Origin of the sequence: Streptomyces atratus (assembly GCF_900119365.1) — a bacterium.
Classification (GTDB): domain Bacteria; phylum Actinomycetota; class Actinomycetes; order Streptomycetales; family Streptomycetaceae; genus Streptomyces; species Streptomyces atratus_B.
Genome location: NZ_FPJO01000026.1, coordinates 38,386 through 51,367, shown reverse-complemented (window position 1 = coordinate 51,367; position 12,982 = coordinate 38,386). Strand labels below are relative to the sequence as shown.

The following is a 12,982-nucleotide window of genomic DNA, read 5'->3' as shown; positions in this document are numbered from 1 at the left end:
GTGGAAATACGGGGCTGGTGGCCGGAGGTGTGCGGCTGGGCCGTCACGGACGACGCAGTGCGTCGGACGCGGCGGTCGCCGCCGGGCCTGCCGCCAGCTCGGTCTCCAGCAGCTGCTTGCCGAGCAGCTCCGGGTCCGGGAGCTCCATGGGGTACTCACCGTCGAAGCAGGCGCGGCAGAGGTTCGGCTTGGCGATCGTCGTCGCCTCGACCATGGCGTCGAGCGAGATGTACGCGAGCGAGTCCGCGCCCATCGACGTGGAGATCTCGTCGACGGTCATGCCGTTGGCGATCAGCTCGGCGCGGGTCGCGAAGTCGATGCCGAAGAAGCAGGGCCACTTCACCGGCGGGGACGAGATCCGGATGTGGATCTCGGCGGCGCCGGCCTCGCGGAGCATCCGGACCAGTGCGCGCTGGGTGTTGCCGCGGACGATCGAGTCGTCGACGACCACCAGGCGCTTGCCCTTGATGACTTCCTTGAGCGGGTTCAGCTTGAGGCGGATGCCCAGCTGCCGGATGGTCTGGGACGGCTGGATGAAGGTCCGGCCGACGTACGCGTTCTTCACCAGGCCGGCGCCGAACGGAATGCCGCTGGCCTCCGCGTAACCAATGGCGGCGGGGGTGCCGGACTCCGGGGTCGCTATGACCAGATCGGCCTCGACCGGGGCCTCGGCGGCCAGCTTGCGGCCCATCTCCACCCGGGAGAGGTAGACGTTGCGCCCGGCGATGTCGGTGTCGGGGCGGGCCAGGTAGACGTACTCGAAGACACAGCCCTTGGGCTTCGCTTCCGCGAACCGCGAGGTGCGCAGGCCGTTCTCGTCGATGGCGACGAGCTCGCCCGGCTCGATCTCGCGGACGAAACTGGCACCGCAGATGTCGAGGGCGGCGGACTCGGAGGCCACCACCCAGCCGCGCTCCAGCCGGCCGAGGACCAGCGGGCGGATGCCCTGCGGGTCACGGGCGGCGTAGAGGGTGTGCTCGTCCATGAAGACGAGGGAGAAGGCGCCCCTGACATCGGGGAGCACCTTCGCGGCGGCCTGCTCGATGGTGAGCGGCTTGCCGTCGTCGTCGGTCTGGCCGGCGAGCAGCGCGGTCACCAGGTCGGTGTCGTTCGTCGCGGCGACCTGGGTGGCGCGGCCGTCCTTGCGGGGAAGGCCGGCGACCATCTCGGCGAGCTGGGCCGTATTGACCAGATTGCCGTTGTGACCCAGGGCGATCGAGCCGTGCGCGGTCGCACGGAACGTCGGCTGCGCGTTCTCCCACACCGAGGCACCGGTGGTGGAGTAGCGGGCATGACCGACCGCGATATGGCCCTGGAGAGATCCCAGAGACGTTTCGTCGAAGACCTGCGAGACCAGTCCCATGTCCTTGAAGACCAGGATCTGGGACCCGTTGCTCACTGCGATGCCCGCGGACTCCTGTCCACGGTGCTGCAGGGCATACAGTCCGAAATAGGTGAGCTTGGCGACCTCTTCGCCCGGAGCCCAGACACCGAAGACGCCGCAAGCGTCCTGGGGGCCTTTCTCTCCGGGGAGCAGGTCGTGGTTGAGTCGTCCATCACCACGAGGCACACCACCGAGTGTAGGCGAGATCGACCACTGGTCCGAATTCGGGATACCGGGCCGGACCACCGGGGAAGCGCTCCCAGGGGCGGTTCGGGGACGGCTCCGGGCAGTTACGCGGAGTGATCATCCTCGCACTGCGGTGGAGTCCGGATCGGGCCACAGGGCGGCGGTCGCCCGGATCAGCGCCCGGTTACCGTCGGGTTCCGGCCATCCGGGCCGGGTGGTCCGCCGGGCCGGATGGTGGCGCTCGGTGAGGCGCTCGGCGGTCCGGTGCGGAGCCCGACCGAACGCGCGTTTCGTGGCGAGCCTCACACCGTGACGGCCGCGATGCGGCCCCCGGACCCCCTCGGCGTGGCGCCGTCGGCCCGGGCGGAGGGTCCGCAGTGCGAGACCGCCGTGGACAGGCGCATGGCTGGTGGCAGGCTCCTGCACCATGCAGACCCAGCCTCTCGGTGACCGCTCGGTCACGCTCGTGGAGCGCCGGCACGTCGATCCGGGACGTGTCGCGAGCGCCATCTGTCGCTGCGCCTGATTCCGTCGGCGTGCCCTCGGCTGCCCCTGCTTCCCCGGTTCACCGCCCGCCCGGCGGCCGATACCGCTTCCGCCGGCCCGCCGCGCCCCGGTCTGCGCACTCGCAACCCCTCCTCCCCCTTCCACAGCCCTGCGCGCAGCCGCAGCCGCCCGGCCCGGCCCCGCGTATCCGCTGGACGGCATCAGCCTCGCCGGATAGCTGCTGCGGGACGAGCGACCCCGGGAGCGGGATCTGTTCTGGCGGGTGCGCGGGGAACCGGCGCTGCGCCGGGGCGACTGGACGTCCTACCGGGGCAGGAGCGGGAAGGACCAGCTGTTCCAGCTCGCCCACGACCAGCGCGAACAGGCCGACCGGTCGGCCGCCGAGCCGGAGCTGCCGGCCGAGCCGAGGGCGTCCTGGGAGCGGACCGACGCCGGACTGCTGCCGTACCCGACGGGGTCCTGAGCCGAGCCGGGGTCCCGCGAGCTCACTCCATCAGGGGCAGCAGGGCGGCGAGGTCGGCCCGCTCCCCGCTTGCGGCGACCTTCGCCTCGTCGAGCGCCCGCGCCCACTCCGTGCGCCCGGTGGCGAGCCGGATCCAGGTGAGCGGGTCGGTCTCGACGACATTGGGCGGCGTACCGCGGGTGTGCCGGGGGCCCGGCACGCACTGGACGACGGCGAACGGCGGGACCCGCACCTCGACCGAGCCGCCCGGCGCCTTCTCCGCGAGGGCGTCGGCGAGCAGCCGGGTGCAGGCGGCGAGGGCCTGCCGGTCGTACGGGATGTCGAGGCCGGCCGCCTCGTTCAGATCGCCGGTGTGCACGACGAGTTCGACGGTACGGGTGACGAGGAAGTCGGCCAGCCGCATCACCCCGGCCCGCGTCGGCAGCAGCCGCTCGTCGCCGGCCCCGGGCACCAGTTCCTCGAACCGCCCCGCGACCTCCTCGTACAGAGCGTCCAGGTCGGGGCGGTCCACCGCGAGCGCCCTGGTGTCGTCCGCGATGCGCGCGGCCCGGTCCGCGGTCCTGAACGGCCACTCGACGAGTGTCAGGTCGGGCTTCGCCGCAGCGGGTTCCGGCAGCTCCAGATTCCGGGTGACGGCCGAGAGCGCCGTGGTCAGGTGCACGGCCAGTTCGCGCACGGTCCAGTCGCCGAGCCGGGTCGGCAGCGCGAGCTGTCCGGGCGTCAGGGTGCGGACGGCTTCCCGGGCATGGGCGAACTGCGCCAGGACCGCGCTGCGGGTCCTGGCCGGGTCGTAGCGGCGGGCACGTTTCTGGGACGGCGGCATGTCCGGGAGCCTAGGACACGGTGGACGCCCCCGGCCGTCTCAGGGGCGGGTCGCGAAGTCGGCCAGGCCGTCGGCGAGCAGGCCGAAAGCCCGCTCGGCGAGCGCGACGGCGTCCGGTGCGACCGCGTCCGCCGACTCCCCGGCCAGCAACCGCAACTGGTTCGCCTGTATGAGCGCGTTGCGGGTACCGATCAGCTGGGCGGCCACGACCCGGGCGATGGCCGGCTCCTCCCCCTCCTCGACCAGGGCTTCGGCGAGCAGGTCGAAGGAGCGCATGGAGAACGCGTGGGCCCGGGTGAGCAGCGCCGGGGTCTCCACGATCAGCCGGCGCACCCTGAGCACCACCGGCGCGTCACTCATGCCGACCGAGGGATCGCGGCGCTCGACGCAGGCCAGGAACTGTCCGCGCACGGCGGCCAGGACGGACTCGCCGGAGGCCCGGTCCCGCACCGCGCGTGCGACATCGCCGATGTGCTCCTCCATGGGAGCGAGGACCAAGTCCTCCTTGCCGGCGAAGTAGTTGAAGACAGTCATCTTCGACACCTCGGCCGCCTCCGCGATCTCGGCGACCGAGACCTTGTCGAAGCCGCGCTCGGCGAAGAGTGCGGTGGCCGCGGCCAGCAGGCGGTGCCGTGTCTGGAGCTTCTTGCGCTCGCGCAGGCTCATCCCCTCGGTCATGGCGTCACTGTACCAGGATGAATGTTAATCCCGGATTAATTCCTGACTCAGTACATTTTCTTGGGTCGTGGTGGCGCCCGGCCGCGGCGGCATCACGCCGCCCGGGAGGGGAGCCCCGTCATGTCAGCAGCCAGACCCACAGTCATGACCGACCGTCAGCGCGTCATCGGGTTCGTGCTCTGCATCGCCACGATCCTGCTGGCCGTGCTCGACACCAACATCGTCTCGGCGGCGACCGTGCCGATCGCCAGCGATCTCGACCCGGTGCACGGCGTCGACAAGATCCCCTGGCTGATCGCCGCCTATCAGCTCGCCGCGACCGCGGCGCTGCCGCTGTACGGGAAGCTCTGCGACGTACTCGGCACCATGGGCCGGCTCTGTCTGGTCCCGATGGCGATCGGAATGGCGGCCGTGAATGCCGCCGAATTCACCACGCCGCAGTCACTCACTCCGCTCCACCGATGAAACCGAATTCCGCCGGAATTCCGCACCCGGACCGTACGAGGACGGCCCCGCCCATGAAACGGGGCGGGGCCGTCCTCGTCAGGAACAGGTACGTCAGGCGAGCAGAGCCGGAATGGTCGCCTCGTGCGCCGTACGCAGCTCGCTCAGCGGAATGCTGAACTCGCCCTGGATCTCGATCTCCTCGCCGTCCACGACACCGATCCGGGCGACGGGCAGACCCCGCGCACCGCACATGTCGTTGAAGCGGAGCTCCTCGCTCCGCGGCACCGAGACGACCGCGCGCCCCGCCGACTCGGAGAAGAGGAACGTGAACGCGTCCAGACCGTCCGGCACGACCAGCCGGGCACCCTTCCCGCCGCGCAGGCAGGACTCGGTGACCGCCTGGATCAGACCGCCGTCGGAGAGGTCGTGCGCCGCGTCGATCATGCCGTCGCGGGAGGCCGAGATCAGGATCTCGCCGAGCAGCTTCTCGCGGCCCAGGTCCACCTCGGGCGGCATGCCGCCGAGGTGACCGTGGACGACCTCGGACCAGGCCGACCCGCCGAACTCCTCACGCGTGTCGCCCAGCAGGTAGAGGAGCTGGCCCTCTTCCGCGAAGGCGACCGGCGTACGCCGGTTGACGTCGTCGATCACGCCGAGCACGGCCACGACCGGCGTCGGGTGGATCGCCGTCTCACCGGTCTGGTTGTACAGCGACACATTGCCGCCGGTGACCGGGGTGCCCAGCTCCAGGCAGCCGTCCGCGAGACCACGGGTGGCCTCGGCGAACTGCCACATGACGTCCGGGTCCTCGGGCGAACCGAAGTTCAGGCAGTCCGAGATGGCCAGCGGCTTGGCGCCGGAGGCGGCGACATTGCGGTACGACTCCGCCAGCGCGAGCTGCGCACCGGTGTACGGGTCGAGCTTGGCGTACCGGCCGTTGCCGTCGGTCGCCATGGCCACGCCCAGGTTCGACTTCTCGTCGATCCGGACCATGCCGGCGTCCTCGGGCATCGCGAGCACGGTGTTGCCCTGCACGAACCGGTCGTACTGGTCGGTGATCCAGGACTTCGACGCCTGGTTCGGCGAGGCGACCAGCTTGAGGACCTGCTCGCGCAGCTCCGCGCCGTTCGCCGGCCGGGCCAGCTTGCCCGCGTCGTCGGCCTGCAGCGCGTCCTGCCAGGACGGGCGGGCGAACGGACGGTGGTACGTCGGGCCCTCGTGGGCCACGGACCGCGGCGGCACGTCGACGATCTGCTCGCCGTGCCAGAAGATCTCCAGCTGAGAGCCCTCGGTCACCTCACCGATGACGGTGGCGATGACGTCCCACTTCTCGCAGATCTCCAGGAAGCGCTCGACGTGCTGCGGCTCGACGATCGCGCACATGCGCTCCTGCGACTCGCTCATGAGGATTTCCTCGGGCGAGAGGGAGGAGTCGCGCAGCGGCACGGTGTCCAGCTCGACGCGCATACCGCCGGATCCGGCGGAGGCCAGCTCGGACGTGGCGCAGGAGAGCCCGGCGCCGCCGAGGTCCTGGATGCCCGCGACGAGCTTCTCCTTGAAGATCTCCAGGGTGCACTCGATGAGGAGCTTCTCCTGGAACGGGTCGCCGACCTGGACGGCCGGGCGCTTGGCCGGGCCGGTCGACTCGAAGGTCTCCGAGGCCAGCACGGAGACGCCGCCGATGCCGTCGCCGCCGGTGCGGGCACCGTAGAGGATCACCTTGTTGCCGGGGCCGGAGGCCTTGGCCAGGTGGATGTCCTCGTGCTTCATCACACCGATGCAGCCGGCGTTGACCAGCGGGTTGCCCTGGTAGCAGGCGTCGAAGACGACCTCGCCGCCGATGTTCGGCAGACCCAGGCAGTTGCCGTAGCCACCGATGCCCGCGACGACGCCCGGCAGGACGCGCTTGGTGTCGGGGTGGTCGGCCGCACCGAAACGCAGCGGGTCGACGACGGCGACCGGACGGGCGCCCATGGCGAGGATGTCGCGGACGATGCCGCCGACGCCGGTCGCCGCGCCCTGGTAGGGCTCGATGTACGAGGGGTGGTTGTGCGACTCGACCTTGAAGGTGACCGCGTAACCCTGACCGACGTCGACCACACCGGCGTTCTCGCCGATGCCGACGAGCATCGCGTCGTTGACGGGGACCTTCTCGCCGAACTGCTTGAGGTGGACCTTGCTGCTCTTGTACGAGCAGTGCTCGGACCACATCACGGAGTACATGGCGAGTTCGGCGCCGGTGGGACGGCGGCCCAGGATCTCGCGGATCCGGGCGTACTCGTCCTCCTTGAGGCCGAGCTCCTTCCAGGGCTGCGCGACGTCCGGGGTCTCGGCCGCGTGCTTGACCGTATCCAGGCTCATGCGTTGACCAGCTTCTTGATGATCGAGGTGAAGAAACCGAGACCGTCGGTGCGGCCGGTTCCGATCAGCGGCTCGACGGCGTGCTCCGGGTGCGGCATCAGGCCGACGACATTGCCCGCGGCGTTGGTGATGCCGGCGATGTCGCGCAGCGAGCCGTTGGGGTTCATGTCCAGGTAGCGGAAGGCGACCCGGCCCTCCGCCTCCAGTTCGTCGAGCACGCGCTCGTCGGCGACGTAACGCCCGTCCATGTTCTTGAGCGGTACAGAAATCTCCTGGCCCGCGGAGTAGTCCGAGGTCCAGGCGGTCTCCGCGTTCTCGACGCGCAGCTTCTGGTCGCGGCAGATGAAGTGCAGGTGGTTGTTCCGCAGCATCGCGCCGGGCAGCAGATGCGCCTCGGTCAGGATCTGGAAACCGTTGCAGATGCCGAGGACCGGCATCCCTGCCTTCGCCTGCTCGATGACGGTCTCCATGACCGGCGAGAAGCGGGAGATCGCGCCGGCCCTCAGATAGTCGCCGTAGGAGAAGCCGCCCGCCAGGATGACCGCGTCGACCTGGTGCAGGTCCTTGTCGCGGTGCCACAGCGATACGGGTTCGGCGCCCGCGACCCGTACGGCCCTCAGGCTGTCCTTGTCGTCGAGCGTGCCGGGAAAGGTGACGACTCCGATACGAGCAGTCACTTCGACTCCTCGGCCTTCTCCACCTTCACGGTGAAGTCCTCGATGACGGTGTTGGCGAGGAAAGTCTCGGCCATCTCGTGAATACGGCTGAGGGCGGCGTCGTCGACCGGCCCCTCGACCTCGAGCTCGAAACGCTTTCCCTGACGTACGTCCGCGATTCCCTCGAAGCCGAGACGGGGCAGTGCGCGCTGCACCGCCTGTCCCTGCGGGTCGAGGATCTCGGGCTTGAGCATGACGTCGACTACGACGCGTGCCACTGGCACTCCCGGTTTGGTGTGGTGCGGCTGTTTCTCCGGGGGGCTCCCCAGACCCCCGCAGGTCCCCTCAGCGTACCTGGCCGGAAATTCTACGCGGGTAGATATCCAGAACCCTTGATCACGCCCAGATATCGGACGGGACAACACATGGGGAAAGTCCTGCAAAAAAAGATCCTCACCAGCAGCACACATAGAAGGCTGACACGCGGAGGTAATTGGGTGGGCTTCACAATGCGGCGCCCACCGCTGTACAAATGATTACCGGGGAATGCAGCATTGACCCTAAACAGTCGGCAACCGTCGACGCCGTATCCGCCTGGCAGCCGGAAGGCCGGTATCGGTGCACATCGGACGCGCCGATACCGTAGGAAAGGACCGATATCCGTGGCTCAACGCGTAGTGGTCACGCTCTCCGACGACATCGACGGGGGAGACGCGGCGGAAACGGTCAGCTTCGCCCTGGACGGGAAGTCGTACGAGATCGACCTCAATCAGTCCAATGCAAAGAAACTGCGCAAGGCCCTCGCGCCGTACATGGCGGCGGGCCGGAAGCGGACGAACGTCGGCAGGCGCGGCAAGACCCCCGTCTCGTACCGGCACACTTCGCTCGCACCCGACCCTGCGGCGGTGCGCGCCTGGGCCCGCTCGCACCGGATGGAGGTGCCTGCCCGCGGCCGGATCCCCAAGAAGGTCTACGAGGCGTTCCGCGAAGCGAGTTGACCGGCCGGCCCGGTCCGGCCCCGTCCGCACCGCCCGCCGGGAGCCGCCGCGGACCCCTTCGGCGACACCCTGCGGGCACCGACTTGCGCTACACCCCTGCAGGTCGGCTAAAGTCTGGAGCACGCCGAGGGGCAAGGCCGCAAAGCCGAACCTCACGCAGCGTGCGGGTGTAGTTCAGTAGCAGAACATCCCCCTTCCAGGGGGAAGGCGCAGTGTGCAATTCCTGTCACCCGCTCTGCAGCGCTCATATCGACCACTCCGGTGGATCAGGTAGAGTAATGCTCGCACCGCCCGATGGACCTCCTTTCGAGGAGTACAATGAGCGGCAGCAATGCGGACGTGGCTCAGTTGGTAGAGCATCACCTTGCCAAGGTGAGGGTCGCGAGTTCGAATCTCGTCGTCCGCTCTTGATCGAAACGAAGGCCCTGGTCGATATCGACCAGGGCCTTCGCCGTGCTCCTCATCACATGACGTTTGTCATGAGCAGTGATGACAGCTCGCACTGATCTGGTCGCCGGTCCCGCGGAAATCTGTAGGCATGACCAGCGAAGACCTTCCAAGCAACCGCGCGGACCGGGCTGTGGCACCCGCCACATCTGCCTCCTCATCCGCCCCCACCTCCGTCTCAGCTTCCGGTGCGGTGATCGAGGCGGCCGGTGTGCGGCGGCGTTATGCGGGCGGCTTCGAGGCCGTGGCCGGTGTCTCCTTCTCGGTGGCGCGCGGCGAGCTCTTCGCCCTGCTCGGTACGAACGGTGCCGGGAAGACCTCCACCGTCGAGCTGCTGGAGGGCCTGGCCAGGCCCGACACCGGCACGGTCCGGGTACTCGGCCACGACCCGTTCCGCGAGCGCGCCGCCGTCCGGCCGCGGATCGGGGTGATGCTCCAGGAGGGCGGCTTCCCGTCCGAACTGACGGTCACCGAGACGGTACGGATGTGGGCGGGCTGCACCAGCGGCGCGCGCCCGACCGGTGAGGCGCTGGAGCTGGTCGGGCTCGGCCACCGGGCACGGGTGCGGGTCAAACAGCTCTCCGGCGGCGAGCGGCGCCGTCTCGACCTGGCGCTGGCCCTGCTCGGCCGGCCCGAGGTGCTGTTCCTGGACGAGCCGACCACCGGGCTCGACGCCGAAGGGCGGCGGGACACCTGGGAGTTGGTCCGCGAGCTGCGGGACGGCGGCACCACCGTCCTGCTCACCACGCATTACCTGGAGGAGGCCGAGACGCTGGCCGACCGGCTGGCGATCATGCACCGGGGGCGGATAGTGACGGCGGGCACCACCGCCGAGGTGACGGCCGCCCGCCCCGCCCGCATCCGCTTCGAGCTGCCGCAGGGAGTACCGCCGGCCCGGCTTCCACTGGGGCTGCGGGCCGCCGCCGAGGGCCACCGGATCGAGATCCGTACCCACCGCTTGCAGGAGTCCCTTGACGAACTGCTGACCTGGGCAAGGGAGTCGGGCGTCCGGCTGCTCGGGCTCGATGCCCGTTCGGCCTCGCTCGAAGAGGCGTTTCTCGATATCGCGCAGAGCGCGTCGGAGTCCGAAAAGGTGGCTGCGTGATGACGACCACGACAACCGGCAGGAGCGCGGCGGCCGGCACGACGACTGGTACGACCGCCACGAGCGCGGCGGCCGGCACGACGCTCCGGGGCCGGCTGACCGCCCTCGGGCGCGCCGAAGTCGCCCTGCTCGCCCGCAACCGGACGGCGGTGTTCGTCTCGCTGCTGATGCCCGCCGCCATGGTCCTGGCGATGAAGTCGACGCTGAAGCAGTCCGTTCTCGACGGGACCGGCCTGTCCGTCGCCGCGGCGGCGCTCACCGGCGGCATCGGCATCGTGCTGATCCAGGCCGTCTACATGAACCTGGTCTCGTCCTATGTGGCGCGGCGCGAGGACCTTGTCCTGAAGCGGCTGCGTACCGGCGAGGTCACCGACCGGGAGATCCTCGTCGGGACCGCCCTGCCGTCGGTCGCGCTGGCTCTGGCCCAGACCGCCGTGATCGTGGTGGCGGGGACGGCCTTCTTCGGCCTCGCCGCCCCGCAGCGGCCCGAACTGCTCGTGGCGGGCCTGCTGCTGGGCGTGGTGCTGCTGGCGGCACTGGCCGCGGCCACCTCCGCGGTGACCCGCACCGTGCAGACCTCGCAGCTCACCACCCTCCCGCTGTTCTTCATCTCGATGATGGGCTCGGGGCTCTTCGTGCCGCTGGAGATCATGCCCGACCCGATGGCGTCCGTGTGCGAGCTGTTGCCGGTGACCGGGGTGATGACGCTCGTGCGGACGGGCTGGCTGGGCGGGGCCGAGGGCTCCGACCTGCTCGTGGCCGCTCTGACGGGGCTGGCCTGGACCGCGTTCGCCGTGTTTGCTGTGCAACGGCGGTTCCGCTGGGATCCGCGACGCTGAGGAGGGACATGCCGTGTCTGTGCTCGTGCGGGGCTGGCGCCGCAGCTGGCAGAAGCGCAGCAAGCTGGAGCGGATCGACCTCTACTCGCGGCTGACCCTCTCAGTGATCCCCTGGATCTTCACCCTGGCGTGGCAGCTGGCCCCCTTCAAGTCGGACATCCGCCATGAGCCGCTCCCGATCGCCCTGGGCGTGGCACTGCTGCTCGTGAGCCTTGTGCAGTGCCTGCTGAGCAACCGCAACGTCCAGCTGTCGTACGCGCACTACCTCGGCACCGCCGTCTTTCCCCGGCGGCGGCAGCTGCCGCCACTGGTGCTGCTGCTGGTGAACCTGGGGCTGCTGGCGACGATGGCCGCGGTGGACGGGATCGAGGCCCCCGGGCTGCTCATCATGGTCTCGAACGCACCGGTGGCATTCGCGATAACGCAGACCCTGCTGGTACCGGTCCGCACCTTCCTGATCCAGTCGTTCGCCGTCACCGCACTGAGCATCGGCGTCTTCGCCGCGGTCGGAGTGCGGGGCGGAACATTGGCCGGTGTGGTGCCGACCTCGCTCTTCGGCTGCGTGCTCGTCCTGATCTCCGTACGGCCCAGTGCCTGGAGCCTGGGCGTGATGTGGCAGGCCGAGGAGGCCCGGGATCTTCAGGCCCGGCTCGCGGTCGCCGAGGAACGGCTGCGGTTCGGGCGGGACTTGCACGACGTACTGGGCCGCAATCTCGCCGTGATCGCGCTGAAGAGCGAACTGGCCGTGGAGCTGGCACAGCGCGGCAGGCCGGAGGCGGTGGACCAGATGATCGAGGTGCAGCGGATAGCCCGCACCTCGCAACAGGAGGTGCGCGATGTCGTACGGGGATACCGGGAGGCCGATCTGAGTACGGAGCTGGCCGGCGCCCGGGGGGTGTTGAGTGCGGCCGGGATCGAGTGCGAAGTGACGGGCGACACCGGCGACCGGCTGCCCGCGCCCGTGCAGTCGGCGCTCGGCTGGGTCGTGCGGGAGGCGGCGACCAATGTGCTGCGGCACGGCGACCCGCGCCACTGCACGATCCGGCTCAGAGCCTCGGCGGAGGCGGCCGTGCTGCTGGTGGAGAACGACGGGGCGGCGGTGGCCGCCACGGGAGCGGACGGAAGTTCCGGGGCGGGCGACGGTTCCGGGCCGGGCGGCTCCGGGCTGGCCGGGCTGCGGGAGCGGCTGCGGGTGGTCGACGGTTCGCTGGACGCGGGTCCGGCGGGGAACGGCCTGTTCCGGCTCACGGCGACGATTCCGCTCGGCCCGGCGGCGTCCTCACCCCGCCTTGAGAAGCCACCTGCCGCCCGGGAGGCACCCGTCCTTCAGGAGGAACGACGATGACGACCGTACGGGTGCTGCTCGCCGACGACGAGCATCTGATCCGGGGCGCGCTGGCCGCGCTGCTGGCCCTGGAGGACGACCTCGTGGTGGTCGCGGAGGCGGCGACCGGCCCGGAGGCGCTGGCCATGGCTCGGGCCCACCGGCCCGATGTGGCGGTCCTCGATCTGGAGATGCCGGGCGCCGACGGTGTGAGTGTCGCCACATCGCTGCGGGCCGAACTGCCCGGTTGCCGGACGATGATCGTGACCAGCCACGGCCTGCCCGGACACCTCAAGCGGGCGCTCGCGGCGGGTGTGCGGGCCTTCGTTCCGAAGACCGTCAGCGCCCGGCAGCTGGCCGGGATCATCCGCACCGTGCATGCCGGAAACCGTTACGTGGACCCGGAGTTGGCGGCCGACGCGATCTCCGCCGGGGACTCTCCGCTGACCGCGCGCGAGACCGAGGTGCTGGAGCTGGCGGCGGACGGAGCCCCCGTCGCGGAGATCGCGGAGCGGGCGTCGCTGTCGCAGGGAACGGTGCGGAATTACCTCTCCGCGGCCGCTTCGAAGCTCGGGGCGGAGAATCGCCATGCCGCGGTGCGTCTCGCACGGCAGCGTGGATGGGTATAGTGGTCCTCGCGCTTCGGCGCTTGCGGACGTAGCTCAGTTGGTAGAGCGCAACCTTGCCAAGGTTGAGGTCGCCAGTTCGAACCTGGTCGTCCGCTCGGTTCAGCAAGAAGCCCCCGGCCTTCCGGCCGGGGGCTT

The 12,982-nt window shown here is 70.0% G+C and carries 11 protein-coding genes, 3 tRNA genes and 2 pseudogenes; 10 read left to right on the top strand and 6 right to left on the bottom strand.

Annotated features, from left to right (window positions below):
* Positions 1–43: 43 nt before the first annotated feature.
* Positions 44–1,570, bottom strand: a complete 1,527-nt coding sequence (gene purF / locus BT364_RS31145) for an amidophosphoribosyltransferase (protein ID WP_072488608.1) — start codon at positions 1,568–1,570, stop codon at positions 44–46.
* Between the two features lie 670 nt (positions 1,571–2,240).
* Here purF and BT364_RS31140 point away from each other — a divergent pair.
* A pseudogene (locus BT364_RS31140) lies at positions 2,241–2,540 on the top strand (twin-arginine translocation pathway signal protein); the annotation flags it as partial.
* 22 nt (positions 2,541–2,562) lie between these two features.
* Here BT364_RS31140 and BT364_RS31135 read toward each other — a convergent pair.
* Positions 2,563–3,363: a maleylpyruvate isomerase family mycothiol-dependent enzyme gene (locus tag BT364_RS31135; RefSeq protein WP_072488577.1), complete on the bottom strand. Its 801-nt coding sequence runs from the start codon at positions 3,361–3,363 to the stop codon at positions 2,563–2,565.
* 39 nt (positions 3,364–3,402) lie between these two features.
* Positions 3,403–4,041 carry a TetR/AcrR family transcriptional regulator gene (locus BT364_RS31130; protein ID WP_072488576.1) on the bottom strand — a complete coding sequence of 213 codons (639 nt, stop codon included), beginning with the start codon at positions 4,039–4,041 and terminating at the stop codon, positions 3,403–3,405.
* A gap of 144 nt (positions 4,042–4,185) precedes the next feature.
* Between BT364_RS31130 and BT364_RS31125 the strand changes: the two are divergent.
* Positions 4,186–4,404, top strand: a pseudogene (locus BT364_RS31125) (MFS transporter); the annotation flags it as partial.
* A gap of 195 nt (positions 4,405–4,599) precedes the next feature.
* Here BT364_RS31125 and purL read toward each other — a convergent pair.
* Genes purL through purS form a run of 3 tightly spaced genes read right to left on the bottom strand, consistent with a single transcriptional unit; the run spans position 4,600 to position 7,783 of the window.
* Positions 4,600–6,849, bottom strand: a complete 2,250-nt coding sequence (purL, locus tag BT364_RS31120) for a phosphoribosylformylglycinamidine synthase subunit PurL (protein WP_072488575.1) — start codon at positions 6,847–6,849, stop codon at positions 4,600–4,602.
* Positions 6,846–7,526 (bottom strand): phosphoribosylformylglycinamidine synthase subunit PurQ, encoded by a 681-nt coding sequence (gene purQ, locus BT364_RS31115; RefSeq protein ID WP_072488574.1) that lies wholly within the window; start codon positions 7,524–7,526, stop codon positions 6,846–6,848. Before purQ ends, purL begins: the two co-directional genes overlap by 4 nt.
* Positions 7,523–7,783: a phosphoribosylformylglycinamidine synthase subunit PurS gene (gene purS / locus BT364_RS31110; protein WP_176729353.1), complete on the bottom strand. Its 261-nt coding sequence runs from the start codon at positions 7,781–7,783 to the stop codon at positions 7,523–7,525. Before purS ends, purQ begins: the two co-directional genes overlap by 4 nt.
* Before the next feature lie 384 nt (positions 7,784–8,167).
* Between purS and BT364_RS31105 the strand changes: the two genes are divergently transcribed.
* The 8 genes from BT364_RS31105 (at position 8,168) to BT364_RS31070 (ending at position 12,942) form a co-directional block, all read left to right on the top strand.
* The gene (locus BT364_RS31105; protein WP_177328302.1) at positions 8,168–8,503 is read left to right on the top strand and encodes a histone-like nucleoid-structuring protein Lsr2; all 336 of its coding nucleotides are present in this window, start codon (positions 8,168–8,170) and stop codon (positions 8,501–8,503) included.
* 163 nt (positions 8,504–8,666) lie between these two features.
* Positions 8,667–8,738 (top strand) — tRNA-Gly (locus BT364_RS31100).
* A 98-nt stretch (positions 8,739–8,836) separates the two neighbouring features.
* Positions 8,837–8,909: transfer RNA gene (locus BT364_RS31095), tRNA-Gly, on the top strand.
* 132 nt (positions 8,910–9,041) lie between these two features.
* Positions 9,042–10,055, top strand: coding sequence for an ABC transporter ATP-binding protein (locus BT364_RS31090; RefSeq protein WP_079179705.1), 1,014 nt, complete (start codon positions 9,042–9,044; stop codon positions 10,053–10,055).
* Entirely contained in the window at positions 10,055–10,894 is an 840-nt protein-coding gene (locus BT364_RS31085) for an ABC transporter permease (RefSeq protein WP_072488570.1), read from the top strand. The genes BT364_RS31090 and BT364_RS31085 overlap by 1 nt, the downstream gene beginning before the upstream one ends.
* A 19-nt stretch (positions 10,895–10,913) precedes the next feature.
* Entirely contained in the window at positions 10,914–12,239 is a 1,326-nt protein-coding gene (locus tag BT364_RS31080; RefSeq protein ID WP_072488569.1) for a sensor histidine kinase, read from the top strand.
* Positions 12,236–12,847 carry a response regulator transcription factor gene (locus BT364_RS31075; protein ID WP_072488568.1) on the top strand — a complete coding sequence of 204 codons (612 nt, stop codon included), beginning with the start codon at positions 12,236–12,238 and terminating at the stop codon, positions 12,845–12,847. The genes BT364_RS31080 and BT364_RS31075 overlap by 4 nt, the downstream gene beginning before the upstream one ends.
* A gap of 22 nt (positions 12,848–12,869) precedes the next feature.
* Positions 12,870–12,942, top strand: a tRNA-Gly gene (locus BT364_RS31070).
* Positions 12,943–12,982: the final 40 nt, after the last annotated feature.

Excerpts from the sequence above, each read along its gene's own strand:
- BT364_RS31135 (WP_072488577.1), bottom strand. The coding sequence starts at position 3,363 with ATGCCGCCGTCCCAGAAACGTGCCCGCCGCTACGACCCGGCCAGGACC.
- BT364_RS31130 (WP_072488576.1), bottom strand. The coding sequence starts at position 4,041 with ATGACCGAGGGGATGAGCCTGCGCGAGCGCAAGAAGCTCCAGACACGG.
- purL (WP_072488575.1), bottom strand. The coding sequence starts at position 6,849 with ATGAGCCTGGATACGGTCAAGCACGCGGCCGAGACCCCGGACGTCGCG.
- BT364_RS31090 (WP_079179705.1), top strand. The coding sequence starts at position 9,042 with ATGACCAGCGAAGACCTTCCAAGCAACCGCGCGGACCGGGCTGTGGCA.
- BT364_RS31085 (WP_072488570.1), top strand. The coding sequence starts at position 10,055 with ATGACGACCACGACAACCGGCAGGAGCGCGGCGGCCGGCACGACGACT.
- BT364_RS31075 (WP_072488568.1), top strand. The coding sequence starts at position 12,236 with ATGACGACCGTACGGGTGCTGCTCGCCGACGACGAGCATCTGATCCGG.